The sequence below is a fragment of the Acinetobacter sp. 789_lipA genome, from assembly GCF_058242845.1.
Map to the genome: position 1 here is coordinate 259,444 of NZ_JBZAYS010000001.1, position 18,899 is coordinate 278,342.

Sequence of the window (18,899 nt, forward strand, 5' to 3'; positions counted from 1 at the left end):
CTACGCTTGTTTACAACCAAGCACATGAAATTCACACAAAGAGGCTTTATGCTAAAACGCTGATTTATGCACGATAGCCCAAGAGGTACACTGCTCTATGAACATGATGAAAACAACACTCTTCTGCGCTCTTTTAATGACAACAGCAGGTGTATGGGCACAAACAGAAACCACTACTCAGCAAGTGCAAAAGCCAATTACGCCTTATGGTAAAAACCCCAACATCTTTCACGTTTGGGCGTATAAAACGCAAGAAGGTGTGATTAACACGGCGGAAAAAGTCGGGACTGCTACAGAAAAAGGCATCCAAAAAATTCGCCCTTCTGCACACCAAGCTTTGGACAGTGCAAAAACCATCACCAACAACACCGCAGAACAAGCCAAAGAAACAGGACAGCAAGTCACCCAAAATGTAAATAAAAAGCTGCATGAAACCAAGCAAGTGATTACTGGTCAAACGGATCAACCCGCTCCAATTTACCAAGGTAGTTTGAGTCAACCGTCATCTGCACCCGTAGATGCTCCTGCGGTTCAAGCGCCTTCAGTCTCATCTCCACAGCCTGTCGCACCACAAACAGTAAATGAGCCCACGATTACCCAAGCACCATCTTCCTTTACACCAGCCCAAGCAGAAGAAGAAATTAAAGTGACTAAGCTTTAATAGCAAAAAAGCCCATCAATTGATGGGCTTTTTAGTTGTCATTATTTGCTTTAATCCACCCGGCGGATTGGCTGCCCTGCTTGAAAAGCTTGAGCATTTTCGACCAACTGCTGCACCATGCGTTGACGTGCATCGACACTGCCCCACGCACTGTGTGGTGTGATGATTAAATTCGGCAAACGAGCCTCCAATAAAACATTACCCTCTTTGGGTGGCTCAACGGTCAATACATCAGTTGCTGCACCCGCAATTTCACCCTGTTTTAACGCGGCTGCCAAAGCTGCTTCATTGACAATTCCACCCCGTGCACAATTAATTAAAAAGGCACTTTTTTTCATTTTTTTGAAAGCTTCGGCATCAATCAGGTCGCGAGTATCATCGGTTAATGGACAATGCAGACTGATAAAATCTGATTGCGCCAGCAAGTCATCAAAGCCCACTCGTGTTGAGTCAGCATGTGGACGGTTTGGCAAATTGCCCACTAAAACCCGCATGCCAAATGCTTCAGCGAGTTTAGCCACTGCCTGCCCCAATTCGCCATAACCTAAAATGCCCAATGTCTTGCCGGAAAGTTCGATAATTGGGTAGTCCAATAGACAAAACTGAGAAGCTCTATTCCATTCGCCCTGCTGCACCGCACGGTCATATTGCAAGCATGAGGTTGCAAGGTTAAGCATCAACATCAAAGTGTGCTGTGCCACCGCTGCCGTGCCATAACCCTGACAATTACACACCACAACACCTTGCGCTTTGGCTTGCTGCAAATCGATGTTATTGGTGCCAGTGGCAGAGATTAAAATCAACTTTAACTGAGAGCATTGTTTTAGGGTATCGGCATCCACCATTACTTTGTTGCTAATAATCACATCTGCGTCTTGCACGCGCGCAACAAGTGTCTCAGCATCGGTACTTGGGTAAAGGATCAGTTCATCAAAAACAGCATGCAGTGCTTGAAAGTCCAAATCATTTTTATCTAAGGATGCATAATCTAAAAATACGGCTTTCATTGCTCACGTCCAGTTGTTCTGCATAATGATAGAGCGCTTATTTAAACTAACTCAGCCCCTTTTTTCAATGTAAACACTGTCTTCACCACTTAAAAATAGCCGCAACACACAGAAAAAAGCCCGCTATTTAACGGGCTTATTACGATGAATACGAATAGAAATACTGATCTGTTTAATCACATAAAACGTCAGGATCAGTAAGAGAATCAGGCCACCACCGAATGTCAGATAGGCTGGGTCTAAACTTTGTGCCAGTACGCTTTGTGAGGTTGAAATAAACAGTAATGTTATAAATACAGCCGACCAATGTCTTTGCATTGCTTCCACCCTATTTGATCTTTATCCGTATTGTTTAAAAGATAAACAATACTTTCATATTAAAGCAAATAGGACGGAAAACAAGCGCTTGGCCTTAGACCAAAGCCCTATATGAATAAATCACATGAACACATCTGATTCAGCATCGCTTGACACCAAAAACTGCGCTGTTTCTGGAACATCCTCGACCAAATCAAAGCCACCATATTCATCACAGCTAAAGTTAAACTGCTTATAACTAATCAGATAATAATCACTATATTTTTTCATTAACAATGGATGCATTCCAGCGCTCAATTCGGCTTGTTCATGCACCAACTTCATAATCTGACGGTCATTCATCACCACGGTATAGCGCATGTCATTATAGTAAATGTGGACCAGTCCGTTGCCCTTGGCAAAGATCGGCAACAGAAACTTATGATTCAGTGCAATAGCATCTGGTGCATAGCTTTCAATCTTCTGACTGATCATATTGAACACTAAACCATGTCCAAAACTATCCATCAACTGACAGCTATTTTCTTGCGGCAAGTTGACTTGAATACCCAGTTTCAGCAGATCTGTCTGGCTCACTTGTCGATTGCTCAATAACTCTCGAATAATGCTTTGTTTTAGCTTGGCATCAAAAAATTGACCATCTAACTCAAGCTCATTATTTTTCAGAATTCGCCCCAAAGAAAAGCGATGACGTGGCAACAAGTTTTCGATCACTTTACGGTAGTAAAACTTGCTGTTCTTTTTCACTTCACGAATTTTTTTATAAAAATACGGCGCATCAAACTCATGACGTAAAAAATCGTGCAACAAATCTGAACTGGCTAAAACCGCAATCGCATCATGCCCTGTAAAAGGTAAGTTCAGGGTATTCAGATTCGGCACGACCAATTGTAATTTTTCATAATGCGCACGGTCTTCAGGGCAGTAAGGGTCATAAATAACAATGTATTCACACTCTGCCGAGACATCCTTCGCTTGAACCTGCATGTCATGGTTCAGCTCAGGCTGATAGAACATGTTATAGCGGTTATCCGTCACCTGTTCAGGGTCGATCGAATACTGCGGCACCAAGGCTACCACGCGCTTAAATCCAAGAAGTTTAGAGTATTTAATCGCTGCATAGCCGCCCATCGACCCTGCATAGGCAATGCGGGTTTGAAAGGGGGCAATCCAAGCGCGAATTGCCTCTAACATCGCCAACATCGAAGACTCTGGAAACCATGACTTCTGTTTCGGCATAATGCCAACCACATTGAAGCCAAACTTCGCCAGCGATTTTTCTGCATTGATCGACGTTCCCTTGGCACGGGTAATCAGATCACCAAAAGAGAAAATAAGTTCGTCCGATGAACCCTGTAAAAAAATGACACGAATCTGTTCATCTTCAAAAATAATTTGTTTCGCCATGTCCATGCTGAGAGATTTCATTCCTATAAAGTGAGGTCATGTTCGTTCCATACAGCATAAGCGATTTCATCGAACCAAATGTGTTATTTTATAGATGCAGAGCAGATAAAAAAGCGCAAAATATGACACAATTACTCCATCCTGCGGCACAACACGGGTTTAGTGCAGCTGCTGAACTTTATCAACAAGTGCGTCCAAGTTATCCACAAGAGATCCATGTCTGGCTCACCGAGCAACTGCATTTAAACGCAAATTCACGTGTGATTGATCTTGCCTCGGGTACAGGTAAGTTTCTGCCTTATCTGATTCCACATAGTGGACAGCTCACTGCCATCGAACCGGTGACCGAAATGTTAGCTCAGCTCAAACTGGCTTACCCACAGGTGGAAACATTACAAGCCTTTAGTGACCATATTCCCCTGCCTTCGCAAAGTATCGATGCAGTTTTATCTGCGCAGGCCTTCCACTGGTTTGCCAACATGGACAGTTTAAAGGAAATTCACCGTGTCCTAAAACCGCAAGGGCATTTGGGCTTGGTCTGGAACCAACGTGATACTCAAGTCGACTGGATCAATGCACTCGCAGAACGACTCGCGCCTTTAGAAGGAGATACCCCGCGTTATCATAGTGGGCTATGGAAAAAAGTCTTTGAACATCAAAACTTATTTCAGCTCAAAAGCCTGCATCAGTTTGCACAGCAGCAAACAGGTACAGTAGAACAAGTCGTCTCAAAACGTCTCCTTTCGACCAGCTTTATTGCCGCAATGCCACTCGAACAACAGCAGGATTTAAAACATCAGTTTGAACAAATTGTGCAGCAGTACACGGGCAAACAGCCACAAGACGAAATCAGTTTTCCTTACATCACCTATGCCTATCACTTTCAAAAAATAGCAGAATAATAGGACACCGATATGAACCCACATACTCTTTCATTAAAACAGGTTCTACTGCCGCTTCTTTTAGGTGGCAGCTTAATCCTCACAGGCTGTAACAAAGCCAATGAACGTGCTGAGCAAGACACCCTTTCAAGCGATGACAAAATTTTGCAAGAACTCAGCTCTGAACCGGTCAAAAGTTTTGCAAAAACAGCCAATGATCCACACGATATTGCGCTCTTGGCCGACTATGACCAGCGCTTTAGCAGCATGAGTGATGAAATGGAAGATGAGCTGATAAAAATGCGTGAGGCAGGCACGCTCACGGATGAATTTGCAAAAACACGTCAACAAGACAATATTCAGTCTGCACTGAATATGCTGAAAGAGCTGGATTTAAAAACAGAACAAGGGCGCTACATTCAAACTCTGATGTACCAATATTGGGATAACCAAGCCAAAATCATCCAAGATAAAACCGCAGCACCACATGATAACGTGAAAGGTCTCGGTGAGCTCATTCATGCCCAAGAGCAACTTGAACACTGGCAGTCGCAGTACCCAAAAGCTCAAGATACGATGTCGACAGGCTACTAACTCAATCTCGGACAAAGAAAAGGGATCCGATGATCCCTTTCACTTAGATCTATTCTAACTATGGGCGTTCAGCATATTGCGGTAATGCATCACAAATGTTGTCCCACTCGGCTTGAGATGCCACAAAAATATGCTGCGTCGGCTTTTGCTGTAACGGGGTATCTAAAGTGCCGATCCGCAAACGGTAAAACTCAGGTGTTTCAGCTTTAATACTGATCAAAGGTGAACCACAGTTGCCACAGAAACAACGCTCTGTGCCTGCACTCGATGCATATTTTTTTACAACGTCCTGACCAGAGGTCAGTTTAAAATCCGCCTTAGCAATCGGTGCATTGGTTGCATATGCCGTTCCATTGGCCTTGCGACATTTTTGACAATGGCATTGAATAATATCGCCAATCGGCCCATCAATTTGATAAGTCACTGCACCGCATAGGCAGCTGCCCACATACTGCTGAAGATCCGACATCATGATGCTCCTTGAATTTTTTATTCAAATTAGCACAGCTGATTTTCAGTTGCATCGCTTACGGCGAATTTTTTGCCACATTCAAATACTGCATAGCGCCCTCACCTGCGGCACGCCCTGTTGCAAAACATGCAGTGAGTAAGTAGCCCCCTGTGGGTGCATCCCAGTCCAACATTTCCCCACATAAAAAAACGGCGGGATTGGATTTTAATTGTAGCTGCGGGCTCAGGCCTTCACGGCGCACACCGCCAGCACAACTAATCGCTTCTTCAATCGGACGAAAACCAGTTAAAGGAATCTGTAATTGCTTCATCTGCTGCGCCAGTTGTTCAGGGTGATTCCAGTGTTCTTTTGCAACCAACTCTCGCACTAAACTTGCCTTAGCTGCATCTAAACCAGCTTTACGCCAAACATTACTTAAAGACTGTTTTTTTGTCGGTTTCAGACGTACAGCCAATTCTTGAACAGTGACATCCGGCAGCAAGTCGAGCTTCAAAATTAAAGACTGTTGTTGCTTTTGCTGCGCACGCAGCGCTCGACCTTGCTTATAGACCAAACCACTTTCTAATCCATAATGGGTGATGACGATATCGCCCATACTTTTTTCGGCATCGCCCACCCATGTCGAAATTCGTTTCAATGGCTGCCCAAAGACGGGTTGCATATAGGTAGACCATTCATGTTCTACTCCAGCATTGCTGGCTTGAAAAGGCTCAATTTCATCGGCCTCCAACCAGTTTTGCCAAGCGCCATCACTACCGAGCTGAGACCATGACACCGCTCCGCAAGCCAAGACGATCGCATCATAGCTCTGGCTATGCACTTGATCACTAACCAAAGACTTGATTTCAAGTGTATGTTCTTTGAGGCTGAGGCATTGATGACGATAGTAAAACTTGACGCCTGACTCAACCAAGCGTTTCAACCATGCACGTAATAAAGGCGCAGCTTTCATTTCAATCGGGAAAATACGCCCAGATGTTCCGATATAGGACTCAATGCCTAAACCTTTCATCCATGCTTGAATCCATGTGGCATCCCACTCACGAATCCAAGGTGCTAGCCATTCAGCTTGATCATAACGACCGATAAACTGCTCTACAGGTTCGGCATGAGAGATATTTAGTCCTGTTTTACCCGCCATCAGAAACTTACGTGCAGCAGATGGTTTTTGCTCAAACACATCGACCTGAACATCATATTGACTCAATTCTTCTGCTGCCATCAAACCGGCTGGGCCCGCCCCAATAATTGCAATACGCTTTGGCATGATTTATTCAGCTTGATCCGAAGATTGCGACTGTGGGTTCTGACCTCGCAAGGCCTGAAACGCATCAAAACGCGTGCAATAACCTTCAGGTTTCGTGATGATCAACTGTTGGCAGAGCTCGCCTCGTTCTAAATATTTAATTTCAAAATGCGTGCGCGCTGAGCTATCAGCAATGCGCTCTTTCACAAATGGTAACTTCCACACCTCAATCAACTGTTGCTGTGCTTCTTCAATATATTCTGGAATATTGCTGGCTAAAGTAATTTTTCCGCCCACTTGTAAACGTGAAATCAGAAACTCAAAAAACGGCATATTCAACCAGCGCTGCGCAGGATTATGCGGTTCAGGGTTGGGATAAAGAATAAAAAACTGTTCAACCTGCTGCGGCTGCAAGGCATGTACCACCCACGGCAAGGCATCGGCATGTACCAGCTGTAAATTCTGCTGACCTTCTAAGCCATGTTGTTTCTGCATCGCCACAAACTTTTCACGGGTACGTTCAACCGCAATCAGCTTTTTCTCAGGATGATGGGCCGTAAACAATAAAGCATGTTTACCCTTGCCCGCCCCAATTTCCACACATAGTGGATCAGGACTGATCATTTGAAAATCACGAGGCGCATGCATACGCTGGGCTTGAAATTGACGAATCGGCATAATCAGATCAAACTAAGAAAAAACCGCATCAGTCTAACAACTGCCAACGTTTTTGCCTATTTCAATCCGAAAATTTTATCTGGAGTCGATCATGCCACACACTTTCCCTTGTCCCCGTTGTGGAGAAATGAGTCAATGGGAAGACAACGCCTTTCGTCCTTTTTGTTCTGAACGCTGCAAACTGATCGACTTAGGTGCATGGGCCAATGATGAATATCGCCTCCCAACGCAAGATGCACCGCAGGCAGAAAATTCAGAAGAATAATATGTTTAATTTCATGATATTTTTCATATTTTAAGCGAAATTGTTCATTATTTAATATCTTAATATTCGCTTAAAAGGATAATTCGTCGACTATACTCCCTCCAAAATTGGTACATGCTCACAGCATGATCAAGTCACAAAAATAACATCCTATAAGGGGGGATAAGATGAACATCCTGAGTAAGACTATTGTTTTAATTGGCGTTTTACTTGCGATCTGTCTATTCAGTTTTGGCATCTATATGCAAGATCTGTTAATCCTCTCAGTTGGACTATTAGTGGCCTTATTCTCCATCGTGTTTGCTCTAGAAACCCAACACATTTTGCATAATCCATTTCGCAAATAAAAAAGTCAGCAGCTGCTGACTTTTTTATTTTTCAATGAGACCACAAAGTGCTTAGCCTGCTTTTCCTGCCACAAAAGGGTTATGTTGTTTTTCAAAACCAATGGTACTGATTGGACCATGTCCTGAAATAAACTGCGTCTCATCGGGTAAACTAAAGCATTCACGCTGAATAGAGTCAATCAACTGCTGATGATTGCCGCGTGGAAAATCGGTACGACCAATGGAGCCTTTAAACAACACATCGCCGGTCCAAAGCAGACCATAGTTTTTGTTATAAAACATCACATGACCCGGAGTATGTCCAGGGGCAAAACGCACTTCAAACGCTTCATTGCCCAGTTTAAGGACTTCACCACCTTCAAGCCATGTCGTGACGTCCACCTTTTCAGGAACAGGAAAACCATAACGCTGCGAGACTTCTTGGATCATATCCAACCAAAAGGCATCTTCTTTATGCGGGCCAATCACAGGGACATCCCACAGTTTTTTTAATGCCCCGACTGCTCCAGCATGATCTAAATGCCCATGTGTCAACCACAGCGCTTTTACTGTCAAACCCAATACTTCAATTTCAGCTTTAAGTTTTTCAGGCTCTCCACCTGCATCAATTAAAATTGCTTCTTTACTGTCACTGTCCCAGACAATCGAACAGTTCTGCTGAAATGCCGTTACAGGCACAATTTTAACTTGCAACATAGCGTGTCAACCTCAATTCGTTTTGCTGGCTAATGTCTGTTTTAAGGCGTCAAGATTAGCCTGAACCAGCGTATTGAGCAATTGCAAATGATCTCCGCGACTATTCAAGGCTGGAATATATTGATACCGCTCTCCACCTTGAGACAAAAACAATTCAGCATTTTGAATCGCCAGTTCCTCTAAAGTTTCTAAGCAATCCGCTGAAAACGCCGGACTCATAATTTGCACCGATTTCACACCCTGCGCCGCCCATTCGGCCAGTAAGACATCGGTATACGGTTTCACCCACTCTTGTTTCCCAAAGCGGGATTGGAAACTGATCGCCCATTCGTCCTCCGCTAGGCCTAATTCGGCCGCCACCAACTGCCCAGTGATACGGCAGCGGTCGGCATAGGGATCGCCTTTATCGGCATAAGGTTGTGGAATACCATGGAAAGACATTAACAGCTTTTCAGTCACCCCATGTTCAGCACGGAAATCGCGCACACTTTGCGCCAAAGCCTGAATGTATAAAGGGTGCTGATAATAATCGCGAATAATGCTCAGCCCTGGCAAATTGCGCTGCTTTGGAATCCACTTCGCGAAAGCATCATATAAGGGCGCGCTGGATGTTGCCGAGTATTGCGGAAACAAAGGAAAAAGTACAATATGATCTTGCGGGTTTTGACTCAACTCAGCAAGCAAAGGCTGAATGCCGGGATTACCATAGGTCATCGCAGGAACAATATTCAGCTCAAACTCAGGATATTGCAAAATCAACTGCTGTTGTAACGCGGCCACTTGAGTCAGCAAAATTTCTCGCATTGGAGAATCGCTGCCCCACACCATCTCATAAGCATGGGCAACGCGTTTCGGGCGAAACGGCAAAATAAATAAACGGAGAATAATTTGCCAAAGCGGTTTGGGAATTTCAATCACCCGCTGGTCTGACAAAAACTGATCCAAAAAGCGACGCACTGCTGAAGCTGTCGGTGCATCAGGCGTTCCCAAATTTGCCAAAATAACAGTAACTTTTGCTTTTGTTGCAGTAGACATTCAACCCTCGTGGCTCGTTTTCGAATGTCTCTACTGTAACAGTTTTCAGTTCATTATCTAAATGGATAACTACGAAGATTGAAATTGAAAAGGCCGATCCTTTTCCAATAAATTACTCTCCAAAAGTTTCATCGCCTTCGGGGTCAACTGCCAGAGCATGCGCTGACGATCATCTCGACCCGACTGAACAATCCAATCATTTTGACGCATTTGCATTTTGATACTGTGCAAAGCACGAATATTAATTTGTGAGCGCGCAACAGCATGGGCACGAGGCATTTCTAAGCGTGCATCATTTAAACCAGTTTCGTTTAAATATTCATTAATGCGTTTGGAGAAATACTCTTCAGGAGTTGGGTGAATAAAGGTTGTCCCCAAAACCGAGAGTAATTGCGCCCAAGTCATCTGCTTTTGAATTTTCAGCTCTTTAAAATTGCCATCTTGATAGGCATGCATCCGATAATCAAAGGCAAAAAATTCATGCATAGCCACTTTGGGTAAAGACAAAAATGGATCGACTTCACGTTTACCCGCTTCAGTTTCCAATTGCACCAATTTGGCTTTGAGTTTATCAATTTCGTCATGCAACACTTGGGTGTTCTGCGGACGTACCCAACCCGATACAGGATAGCGCTCTAGCATTTGCGTCATATTCAAGCGAACGGCCATTTCCAAGTCACGCATGGTGCGATAAGTGAAAACCTGATCGACTTCGTTTTGGAGTAGTTTTCTAAACTCTTTGAATTTTTCACGCAGCTCAGCTTTGTCGTCATGTAAACATAACTCACGGGCATCAGGATCATCATGCATAAATACAATAATCGGCTTTTGTTTGGTGACCGCATAAATGTATTCAAGGTGCATATATCCCACCCCTGACACGGACTGTTCGCCATATTTGCTGCCCAGCAACAATATGACATAGTCACAGTCATCGATCTGACGACGTGCAAAAGCCGTTGAAAGTGGTGTCCGTTGTTCTAATCCCCAAGAAAAAAATCCCATGCCCACTAAAGTTTGGGCCAAAATGATCCGCTCTGGTTGCATCTCGCTTCCAGAAGTGGTTATAAACACTTGATAACGCTTATCGAGCATCGGTTATCCTCATTATTCTTCGCAGCATCCCATCCCCCAAATTCCATTAGATAGACACTGCGACTAACTCAAGCATATTAGGTTACAATTTTTGACTATATATCAAAATACTCGACTTATTTGTTTAAAAATTAATCAGATATGTTTGAAATAGTCCAATTTAGTTCTGGTTCAAGCAAAAGTTGTAAGATGGGTCTCAAACTTTCTGCATTATTCCCACTGACATAACATTCAATTCGAACATCACTATCATGATTTCGTTCAAATAATAACTCATTTTTGATTAAAATACGGGCTGTTTGTCGTGCAACTGCCAGTCCAGAGTCAATTAATGTCAGTTTCTGACCAAAAATAGATTGTATCGCTATTTTCAAAAAAGGGTAATGGGTACAGCCTAAAACTAAGTAATCTGCACCCTGATCGACAACGGGTTGTAAAATATCTTTTAAAATAGCTAAACATGCCGCACTCATCTGTGCGCCGCTTTCAACAAAAGGCACTAAATCTAAGCAGGTCACTGGAATCACCGTGACTCCCGAAGGTTGTGCAAACTTCTCAACCACATCTTTAATCAGCTGCCCGCGAAAGGTCGCAGGGGTCGCTAGAACGGCCACGGTTTTGGATTTGCTTTGCAATACCGCAGGTTTTAGGGCCGGAACCAGGCCGATAATCGGGAAGTTGTCGCCATAGTGCTCGCGTAAATAATCCAAACTAAAGGCTGAAGCGGTATTACACGCCACAACTGCAACCTTACAGCCTTTGCGGTAAAGCCACTCAATCGCTTGTGCAGTCAATTCTCGGATATTTTGATCATTGCGTGGCCCATAAGGCACATGTGCGGTATCGGCAAAATAAATAAATCGTTCATGCGGTAAATGCTTGGCAATTTCTTGAGCGATGGATAAGCCGCCTATCCCCGAATCAAATATCCCGATTGGCGCATTGGCTGTCGCTTTTGGCATAGGGTTGATCAGAGGAAATAAGGGCTGAATGGCACTCATGGGGACTCGTTGCAGTATAAAGTTAAAAGATCAATCAAGCTTAAACCTCAGGTGCCTAATTGCAATAGCAAATCACCACTTTGTAAGCACAGTTTGACCTGACCCGCCGCATCGTCGCTTAGCTCACCCATTTCCACCAAATGAAAAAAAGCAGCACGCTGAATCAGTGCATTGATGCCAAAACGAACATGCACATAAGGACGTAGCTCCCCTTGGAAGGCACGCATAAAAATGGGATGGTCTTCATCAACAATCACCACATCATGCGTGGTCGTGGTCAGTTGTAGGTAGATTTTTCCTGCAATTTCGACTTGCTCGACTTGATTGACAAATAAAGGTTCATCTTCAACCTCGATTTCAATCTGCTCGACAGGAGTTTTGAGATAAAACTTATCTTCTTCTTTCCAAAGTACCGTTGCAAACAGCTCAATCATGGCTTGGCGTTTGATCAATTGACCTTCGTGCCACCATTCTCCATTGGCTAAAACCTTCAAATCCATTGCGCCACAATGCTTTGGGTGCCATTGATCTAAAGGGGGGATTGACCTTTTGTGACCGGACTGTCCACCTTTTATGTATTGTGCAATACCGGTTAAGTTTTTATTATCAGCAATAGCTACTTTTTTCGTCGGATTTGCTGAGTTGTGCTGCTTATCCATAAAATTCATGCCTGTCTGACGGAAAAATAATATGATTCAGCCAATTGGCTAGAACTCGGTTTAAACCTATACTAGCTCACAATATAAAAGACACGATGATAAATTTTGTGTCTGGGAACTAAGAACACTCATGGCAGCACCGTTCTTTGAGTCAAAACGGTTGCCACCTTTAACCATATGAGGAGTCCTACATGGAACACATCGAACGTGAATCGATGGAGTTTGACGTAGTCATCGTTGGCGCAGGCCCTGCTGGCCTTTCTGCTGCGATTAAAATTCGTCAACTTGCAATTGAAAACAACCTTAATGATCTGTCCGTTTGTGTCGTAGAAAAAGGCTCTGAAGTTGGTGCGCATATCCTTTCAGGTGCTGTGCTCGAACCGCGTGCGATCAATGAGTTGTTCCCAAACTGGAAAGAAGAAGGCGCGCCTTTAAATGTGCCAGTAACTGAAGATAAAACGTATTTCCTAATGTCTGCTGAAAAGTCACAAGAAGCGCCGCATTGGATGGTTCCTAAAACCATGCATAATGATGGCAACTATGTGATTTCACTTGGTAACGTGGTGCGTTGGTTAGGTCAAAAAGCTGAAGAATTAGAAGTGTCTATTTTCCCAGGTTTTGCTGCATCTGAAATTCTTTATCATGCCGATGGTACCGTTAAAGGTATCCAAACCGGTGATATGGGGATTGGTAAAGATGGTGAACCAACACATAACTTTACACCAGGCTATGAACTACATGCCAAATATACGATTTTTGCGGAAGGCTGCCGTGGTCATTTAGGTAAACGCCTGATTGCCAAGTTCGATCTAGATAAAGATGCAGACCCGCAACACTATGGTATCGGCATCAAAGAACTATGGGAAATTGACCCTGCAAAACACAAGCCAGGTTTGGTGATGCACGGTGCAGGTTGGCCTCTAGCTGAAACAGGTTCTTCTGGTGGTTGGTGGTTATATCACGCTGAAAACAACCAAGTTACTTTGGGTATGATCGTGGATTTATCTTACGAAAACCCACACATGTATCCATTTGCAGAAATGCAACGCTGGAAAACACACCCACTGATTAAGCAGTATCTTGAAGGTGGTAAGCGTATTTCTTATGGCGCACGTGCTGTTGTCAAAGGTGGTTTCAACTCACTGCCGAAGTTTACCTTCCCAGGTGGCTCTTTAATTGGTGATGATGCAGGCTTCCTAAACTTCGCTAAAATTAAAGGCTCACATACGGCCATGAAATCTGGCATGTTGTGTGGCGAAGCGGTATTCGAAGCGATTCAAGCAGGCGTTGAAAAAGGTGGTGACCTTGCCATTGCACGTGTGCTTGAAGGTGAAGACTTCTTTGCAAAAGAGTTAACAGCTTACACAGACAAGTTCAACAACAGCTGGTTAAAAGAAGAGTTATATCGTTCTCGTAACTTTGGTCCAGCAATGCACAAATTTGGCACGTTCGGTGGTGGTGCATTTAACTTCATCGACCAAAATGTGTTTAAAGTCCCGTTTACACTGCATGACTTAGTGCCTGACTTCAGCACACTGAAAACTGTAGATGCAGCAACAGTGAAACCGAACTATCCAAAACCAGATGGTAAGTTGACCTTTGACCGTTTATCTTCAGTATTTGTATCGAATACGGTGCATGAAGAAAATCAGCCAGCACACTTGAAACTGACTGATGCGTCTATTCCTGTGAATGTAAACCTACCAAAATGGGACGAGCCAGCTCAGCGCTACTGCCCTGCGGGTGTTTATGAAATTATGGAAGAGAACGATGGTTCGAAGCGTTTCCAAATTAACGCAGCTAACTGTGTGCACTGTAAAACGTGTGATATTAAAGATCCATCTCAGAACATTACTTGGGTAACGCCTGAGGGTGGTGGTGGTCCGAATTACCCTAATATGTAATTCCTTGCGACACGGCAAAGCAGTTGCTTTGCTAACCGTGTCGCATAACCGAACATGTAATGTTAAAACGGGCTTGCGCTGAGGCGCATTTCCGAGTAAGTAATCGCTTTTAGATTAAAAAATCCCTTCAGCACTGAAGGGATTTTTTTTAATTAATAGGCATCTGACTTTTTGCTAAAAACCATCACTGTTGGCCCTATCGCGGTATGTCCAACCCCATGATCTTGATAAATTTCAATCCGATAATCGGCACACTGATAAACATATTTATTTTCAGCTTGTTTCCAACCGTTTTGCGCCACCCGAAAGCGTTTTAATACTCGACTTTTAAAAACATCTAAATCGGTTTCATACGTCGCAAGTGGCCCATCTAGAAAACTTAAACTGTATGAAATAATCATTTTAGAATGCGGATCGTAACGAATATGCTGAACCCAGCTCACACCAGCTTTTTTAATTTGGGTATCTACACCTTGTGCAAATTCAAACTGATAATTATCGCCCCCTAAAATAACCGTTTTTGCGGTGGGATGATGCTGTTGAAATTCACGAATATGCTGTCCAATTTTTAAACCTGCAACATTCATCGTACCTACAGGAACTTCACAAGATTTTGCCCAAGAAATTGAACAAAATAATGCAAAAATATGAGCCCATAAGAACACATTTATTCTTTTCATTCTGATTTCCTTGGATGAACTTGATTTCTTTTTCTTTACTCAAGTACATTTTAAAAGGCTAAGACAAATGTCCTAACCTTTTTTAACTAAATAATGAAATTCTTTATTGCCGTTTTCGTCTAAGCGCTCTTCTTGCAGCAAAAGTTCATGCCCAAGATGCATACAAAATTTCGGAATATCCCATGAAGTTGAATTGTCCGTTGCAAACACCTCCACTACATCTCCCGATTTAGACTTGCGAATGGCTTGATGCAACATCATCACAGGCTCTGGACAGCGTAAACCACGGGTGTTTAATTGGATGCTTGGGCTCACTTCCAAATCAGACATATTATAAACTCAAAAATTTAAAAACTTGCCAATTTTAACACAACTGCCCATTTCGCATATCTGTTTGCATAGTTTGATGGCTGATGAACCTCATGTATAAAAGTATTGATCTAATCATTCATGCAATCCTTGCTTAATTACAATAGACAACTGTGTTTTCTACGGTATGATAAAATTAAGTTTTTTAGATATTAAGAGTCTTTAGGAAAGATCATGCACGAGGAATCAGGCCCGTCGTGGGGAATGCGTGGCTTACGCAAATGGTTAGGTACCGCGCCAGAAACTCGCGATGAACTGTTAAAGTTAGTTCAAGATTCACGTCGTTTTTTAGAACCCGACACTGTTGCGATGTTAGAAGGCGTATTAGACCTTCCAGCAACCAAAGTCCGCGAGGTCATGACACCGCGTACATCGATGATCAGCCTACAAGAAGATGATGAGTTACTCGACATTTTGCATACCTTGGTTGAGTCGGCACATTCACGTTTCCCTGTCTTTTCATCCGATCAACCAGACAATGTCGTGGGCATTTTATTAGCCAAGGACTTATTGCCTTTTTTGACTGAACCAAACAATAAAGTGGATATACGTGCGCTGATGCGCCAACCTTTATATGTCCCTGAAAGCGCACGCTCAGACCAAGTACTTCGCATGTTGAAAAATACCCAAACGCACATTGCAGTGGTAATTGATGAATATGGCACGACCTCAGGTTTAGTGACGCTAGAAGATATTTTGGAAGAGATCGTCGGTGAAATTGAAGATGAACACGACAAGATCGATGAGGAAGCTGAATATATTATTCCCGACAATGACCCAACGACCGCAAATACGTGGCTGGTTCAAGCACTTACACCAATCGAACACTTTAACAATCTTTTAGATGCAGACTTTTCTGATGATGAGGTTGAAACTGTGGGCGGTTTATTGCTTCAAGAAATTGGTTTAGTGAGTGATTTACAAGGTCAGGTGATTGATCTTGAAAATTGGGAATTTACCATTGTAGAAGCAGATGCACGTTCTATTCATCTGATTCGAGCCGTTCGTAAATGAGAGCTTACTTTGACAAACTGTTAACCCCCAATCCACAACAAAAACAGTTACCTTTAATTTATCCGCTTTTAATTGCCTTATTTTCAGGGGCGGTCTTTAGTTTTGCACTCGCCCCTTATCATTATTGGTGGTTGGCAATCTTATCCCCTGCACTGCTCTATGCCACTTTACGCAGTCGCAGTGCAAAACAAGCCTTTGGTATTGGTTGGGCCTATGGTTTTGGCCTCTGGTTCGTGGGGGCTTTTTGGCTCTACACTTCCATCCATGTCTATGGCGATACCAATAGTGCCTTAAGTGTGGGCATGATCGGCATTATGGCCTTGGTCATGGGCTTATTCACGGCTGTCCAAAGCTTTATTTACCGCCGCTTTTTCCCTGAAACACCCCTAACCTTCGCCCCGCTTTGGGTGCTTTTTGAATGGGCGAAAACTTGGGTTTTCACAGGCTTCCCATGGCTGTTTGCAGGCTATGCCTTTACCGAACGCTTACTGGATGGGTATGCACCATTATTTGGTATCTTCGGGGTATCGTTTGTAGTCTTGGTGTTGGCCTGCGCACTGGTCGAAGTTTTAAACCGCCGCGTTTTTTGGGTCATCCCCTCTGTTTTATTGGTGCTTGGCGCATGGGGCGCATCAAAAATTGAATTCGTCTCCGCAAAAAATACGCCGCCATTATCGGTTTCTTTAATTCAGGGCAATATCCCACAAGACTTAAAATGGCTCACTGAGTATCAACTAAAAACACTTGGAATCTACGCTGATTTGACCAAAACAGAATGGGGACGAGACCTCATTGTTTGGCCTGAATCCTCTATTCCGATGTTCCAAAGTGATATCGAACCCTTTTTAGCTGCAATGACGGCACAAGCCAAGAAAACCAACACAGCGTGGGTCACCGGTATTCCATACTGGGATATTTCAGGCTCTGAAGCGGCAGGTCGACCACTGTACTACAACAGTATTATGGCCAATGGTGCTGAAGCCGAAGGAATCTATAAAAAGCAACGTTTAGTGCCTTTTGGTGAATATATTCCACTATCTGGTTTACTGAAATGGGTGTTGCCAGCCATGCAGAATGATCCGTCGATGAGTGGTTTTTCACGTGGCGAACAACAGCAACAACCGCTTTCTATTCATCAGCAGCATTTAGGCGCGGCCATTTGCTATGAAGTGGCTTATCCGAACTTGACGCGTCGTAATGCCAGCCAAAGTGATTTCTTGGTGACAGTTTCCAACGATGCATGGTTTACAGGAACCGCAGGCCCTTTACAGCATTTACAGATGGTTCAAATGCGTGCCAAAGAAAATGGACGCTGGTTTATCCGTGCCACTAATACAGGCGTGACGGCGTTTATTGACCATCAAGGGCATATCGTAAAACGTGCCCCACAAGATGTGGCAACCGTGCTTCGTGGCGAACTGCCTGCTATGCAAGGTCAAACGCTATATACCCGTTTAAGTGACTGGCCAATTTTAGGTTTTTCAGTCTTTTTACTGATCTTGGGCTGGATCTATCGTCCACGTAAAGTCGATGTATCGTTTAAGTCTCGTCGATAATTCCTATTGTTAAATCATACTTTTCCAAAGAAAAACCCAAGCTGAGCTTGGGTTTTTCTTTTTCATTTATAGTAGTTTGGTACCTACTGGAACATCTGTATCAGGCACACACAGCACCACACCTGCGTCTGAATCATGAAAGCCAGTCACTAAGCACTCAGACTGGATGGGACCAATTTGCTTGTTTGGAAAGTTAACCACTGCCACCACCAATTTACCTAACAACAGTTCAGGTTGATAACGCTCAGTAATCTGCGCACTCGATTTCTTAATGCCAATTTCATGACCAAAGTCGACATGTAAAATATAAGCAGGCTTACGTGCCTGCTCAAAAACTTCGGCCTGAATAATTCGCCCGACTCGGAGCTCGACTTTTAAAAAATCCGCCCAATCAATCTGTTCCATATTTCACTCTATATTTATATTTTCTACAGTATAGGGAGTGAACACTAGCATCATATACAACGAAACAGACAAGCGATCCTATCTTTCCGCCATTCTTCATGACGCAATAAAAAACCGAGCGTATGTGCTCGGTTTTTATCACAACTATAAATGTCAGTATTAAATTTGACTGACCAAATAGGACACCATACCGGCTAAAAAAAGCATCGGGGTATAACGGTAGAACATGACCACTTTTTGTTCTAATGCTGTAATCTGTACTTGATCGAGTGTGAGTACGGTTGCTTTTAACGCAGACCAAAAGCTCAAAACCGCCCATGTGCTGAACAGACTGATTGCAAAGAAACCCACCATGATTTGGCTGCTGCCTTCAGTCGACTGCCAGACACTTAAAACACCTTGAGCAACAGGAAGCATACTCAAAATCAAAAGAACAGATTTGAGCATCGACCAATGGAATTGGCTCATTTCATCCAACAAGGTTAATGCTTTCATTCTATTCTCCTCAGGCAAATCAGTTGCCATTGAGAACATTATGCAAGGATTTAAATAAATAAAAAGCCTATTTTTATCCATAATTTACATTATTTGTAATCAACAAATATGGGA

Annotated in this window: 22 protein-coding genes; 7 read left to right on the forward strand and 15 right to left on the reverse strand. The window is 43.3% G+C overall.

The window, feature by feature from the left end; translation table 11 throughout:
• Positions 1-97: 97 nt before the first annotated feature.
• Complete coding sequence (locus AC4CUZ_RS01225; protein WP_114837455.1) at positions 98-661, forward strand: hypothetical protein; 564 nt, start codon at positions 98-100, stop codon at positions 659-661.
• Between the two features lie 50 nt (positions 662-711).
• On the opposite strand, the gene AC4CUZ_RS01230 is transcribed toward AC4CUZ_RS01225, so the two are convergent.
• The 3 genes from AC4CUZ_RS01230 to AC4CUZ_RS01240 all read right to left on the reverse strand — a co-directional run bounded on the left by AC4CUZ_RS01230 (position 712) and on the right by AC4CUZ_RS01240 (position 3,393).
• The gene (locus tag AC4CUZ_RS01230; RefSeq protein ID WP_419380882.1) at positions 712-1,668 is read right to left on the reverse strand and encodes a 2-hydroxyacid dehydrogenase; all 957 of its coding nucleotides are present in this window, start codon (positions 1,666-1,668) and stop codon (positions 712-714) included.
• Between the two features lie 123 nt (positions 1,669-1,791).
• Entirely contained in the window at positions 1,792-1,986 is a 195-nt protein-coding gene (locus AC4CUZ_RS01235) for a hypothetical protein (RefSeq protein ID WP_004692607.1), read from the reverse strand.
• 120 nt (positions 1,987-2,106) lie between these two features.
• Positions 2,107-3,393, reverse strand: a complete 1,287-nt coding sequence (locus tag AC4CUZ_RS01240) for a hypothetical protein (RefSeq protein WP_490747154.1) — start codon at positions 3,391-3,393, stop codon at positions 2,107-2,109.
• Positions 3,394-3,515: 122 nt separating this feature from the next.
• Between AC4CUZ_RS01240 and AC4CUZ_RS01245 the strand changes: the two genes are divergently transcribed.
• Positions 3,516-4,295, forward strand: a complete 780-nt coding sequence (locus tag AC4CUZ_RS01245) for a class I SAM-dependent methyltransferase (RefSeq protein WP_114837452.1) — start codon at positions 3,516-3,518, stop codon at positions 4,293-4,295.
• 12 nt (positions 4,296-4,307) lie between these two features.
• Complete coding sequence (locus tag AC4CUZ_RS01250; protein ID WP_114837451.1) at positions 4,308-4,868, forward strand: hypothetical protein; 561 nt, start codon at positions 4,308-4,310, stop codon at positions 4,866-4,868.
• 58 nt (positions 4,869-4,926) lie between these two features.
• Here AC4CUZ_RS01250 and AC4CUZ_RS01255 read toward each other — a convergent pair whose 3' ends face one another.
• The 3 genes from AC4CUZ_RS01255 to AC4CUZ_RS01265 are packed head-to-tail and all read right to left on the reverse strand — an operon-like array spanning position 4,927 to position 7,270.
• Complete coding sequence (locus tag AC4CUZ_RS01255; protein ID WP_078425270.1) at positions 4,927-5,337, reverse strand: GFA family protein; 411 nt, start codon at positions 5,335-5,337, stop codon at positions 4,927-4,929.
• 58 nt (positions 5,338-5,395) lie between these two features.
• Positions 5,396-6,607 carry a TIGR03862 family flavoprotein gene (locus AC4CUZ_RS01260; RefSeq protein ID WP_419380881.1) on the reverse strand — a complete coding sequence of 404 codons (1,212 nt, stop codon included), beginning with the start codon at positions 6,605-6,607 and terminating at the stop codon, positions 5,396-5,398.
• Between the two features lie 3 nt (positions 6,608-6,610).
• Positions 6,611-7,270: a class I SAM-dependent methyltransferase gene (locus AC4CUZ_RS01265; protein WP_171355083.1), complete on the reverse strand. Its 660-nt coding sequence runs from the start codon at positions 7,268-7,270 to the stop codon at positions 6,611-6,613.
• Between the two features lie 85 nt (positions 7,271-7,355).
• Between AC4CUZ_RS01265 and AC4CUZ_RS01270 the strand changes: the two genes are divergently transcribed.
• Positions 7,356-7,529 carry a DNA gyrase inhibitor YacG gene (locus tag AC4CUZ_RS01270; RefSeq protein ID WP_004692619.1) on the forward strand — a complete coding sequence of 58 codons (174 nt, stop codon included), beginning with the start codon at positions 7,356-7,358 and terminating at the stop codon, positions 7,527-7,529.
• A gap of 398 nt (positions 7,530-7,927) precedes the next feature.
• Here the strand turns inward: AC4CUZ_RS01270 and AC4CUZ_RS01275 are convergent, their stop codons facing one another.
• The 5 genes from AC4CUZ_RS01275 to AC4CUZ_RS01295 form a co-directional block, all read right to left on the reverse strand.
• Positions 7,928-8,572 (reverse strand): MBL fold metallo-hydrolase, encoded by a 645-nt coding sequence (locus tag AC4CUZ_RS01275; RefSeq protein ID WP_114837447.1) that lies wholly within the window; start codon positions 8,570-8,572, stop codon positions 7,928-7,930.
• Positions 8,573-8,584: 12 nt separating this feature from the next.
• Complete coding sequence (gene hemH, locus AC4CUZ_RS01280; RefSeq protein WP_114837446.1) at positions 8,585-9,607, reverse strand: ferrochelatase; 1,023 nt, start codon at positions 9,605-9,607, stop codon at positions 8,585-8,587.
• Positions 9,608-9,676: 69 nt separating this feature from the next.
• Positions 9,677-10,702, reverse strand: a complete 1,026-nt coding sequence (locus AC4CUZ_RS01285) for a DUF4062 domain-containing protein (protein ID WP_004692624.1) — start codon at positions 10,700-10,702, stop codon at positions 9,677-9,679.
• A gap of 131 nt (positions 10,703-10,833) precedes the next feature.
• Positions 10,834-11,703 (reverse strand): glutamate racemase, encoded by an 870-nt coding sequence (murI, locus tag AC4CUZ_RS01290; protein WP_114837445.1) that lies wholly within the window; start codon positions 11,701-11,703, stop codon positions 10,834-10,836.
• 47 nt (positions 11,704-11,750) lie between these two features.
• Entirely contained in the window at positions 11,751-12,362 is a 612-nt protein-coding gene (locus tag AC4CUZ_RS01295; RefSeq protein WP_114837444.1) for a DUF1285 domain-containing protein, read from the reverse strand.
• Between the two features lie 191 nt (positions 12,363-12,553).
• Here AC4CUZ_RS01295 and AC4CUZ_RS01300 point away from each other — a divergent pair, with 191 nt between their 5' ends.
• Positions 12,554-14,266 (forward strand): electron transfer flavoprotein-ubiquinone oxidoreductase, encoded by a 1,713-nt coding sequence (locus AC4CUZ_RS01300; protein WP_004692627.1) that lies wholly within the window; start codon positions 12,554-12,556, stop codon positions 14,264-14,266.
• Between the two features lie 152 nt (positions 14,267-14,418).
• On the opposite strand, the gene AC4CUZ_RS01305 is transcribed toward AC4CUZ_RS01300, so the two are convergent.
• Positions 14,419-14,946: a hypothetical protein gene (locus AC4CUZ_RS01305; protein WP_005400910.1), complete on the reverse strand. Its 528-nt coding sequence runs from the start codon at positions 14,944-14,946 to the stop codon at positions 14,419-14,421.
• A 72-nt stretch (positions 14,947-15,018) separates the two neighbouring features.
• Positions 15,019-15,276: a sulfurtransferase TusA gene (gene tusA / locus AC4CUZ_RS01310; protein WP_004692640.1), complete on the reverse strand. Its 258-nt coding sequence runs from the start codon at positions 15,274-15,276 to the stop codon at positions 15,019-15,021.
• Between the two features lie 213 nt (positions 15,277-15,489).
• Here tusA and AC4CUZ_RS01315 point away from each other — a divergent pair, with 213 nt between their 5' ends.
• Positions 15,490-16,329, forward strand: a complete 840-nt coding sequence (locus AC4CUZ_RS01315; RefSeq protein WP_004978829.1) for a CorC family transporter — start codon at positions 15,490-15,492, stop codon at positions 16,327-16,329.
• A complete protein-coding gene (gene lnt / locus AC4CUZ_RS01320) occupies positions 16,326-17,885 on the forward strand; it encodes an apolipoprotein N-acyltransferase (protein ID WP_114837443.1) in 1,560 nt (519 codons plus the stop codon). The genes AC4CUZ_RS01315 and lnt overlap by 4 nt, the downstream gene beginning before the upstream one ends.
• Positions 17,886-17,951: 66 nt before the next feature.
• Here the strand turns inward: lnt and AC4CUZ_RS01325 are convergent, their stop codons facing one another.
• Both AC4CUZ_RS01325 and AC4CUZ_RS01330 read right to left on the reverse strand, forming a co-directional pair.
• Positions 17,952-18,290, reverse strand: coding sequence for a tRNA-binding protein (locus AC4CUZ_RS01325; protein ID WP_004978826.1), 339 nt, complete (start codon positions 18,288-18,290; stop codon positions 17,952-17,954).
• A 159-nt stretch (positions 18,291-18,449) separates the two neighbouring features.
• Complete coding sequence (locus tag AC4CUZ_RS01330) at positions 18,450-18,785, reverse strand: hypothetical protein (RefSeq protein WP_004978824.1); 336 nt, start codon at positions 18,783-18,785, stop codon at positions 18,450-18,452.
• Between the last annotated feature and the right edge of the window lie 114 nt (positions 18,786-18,899).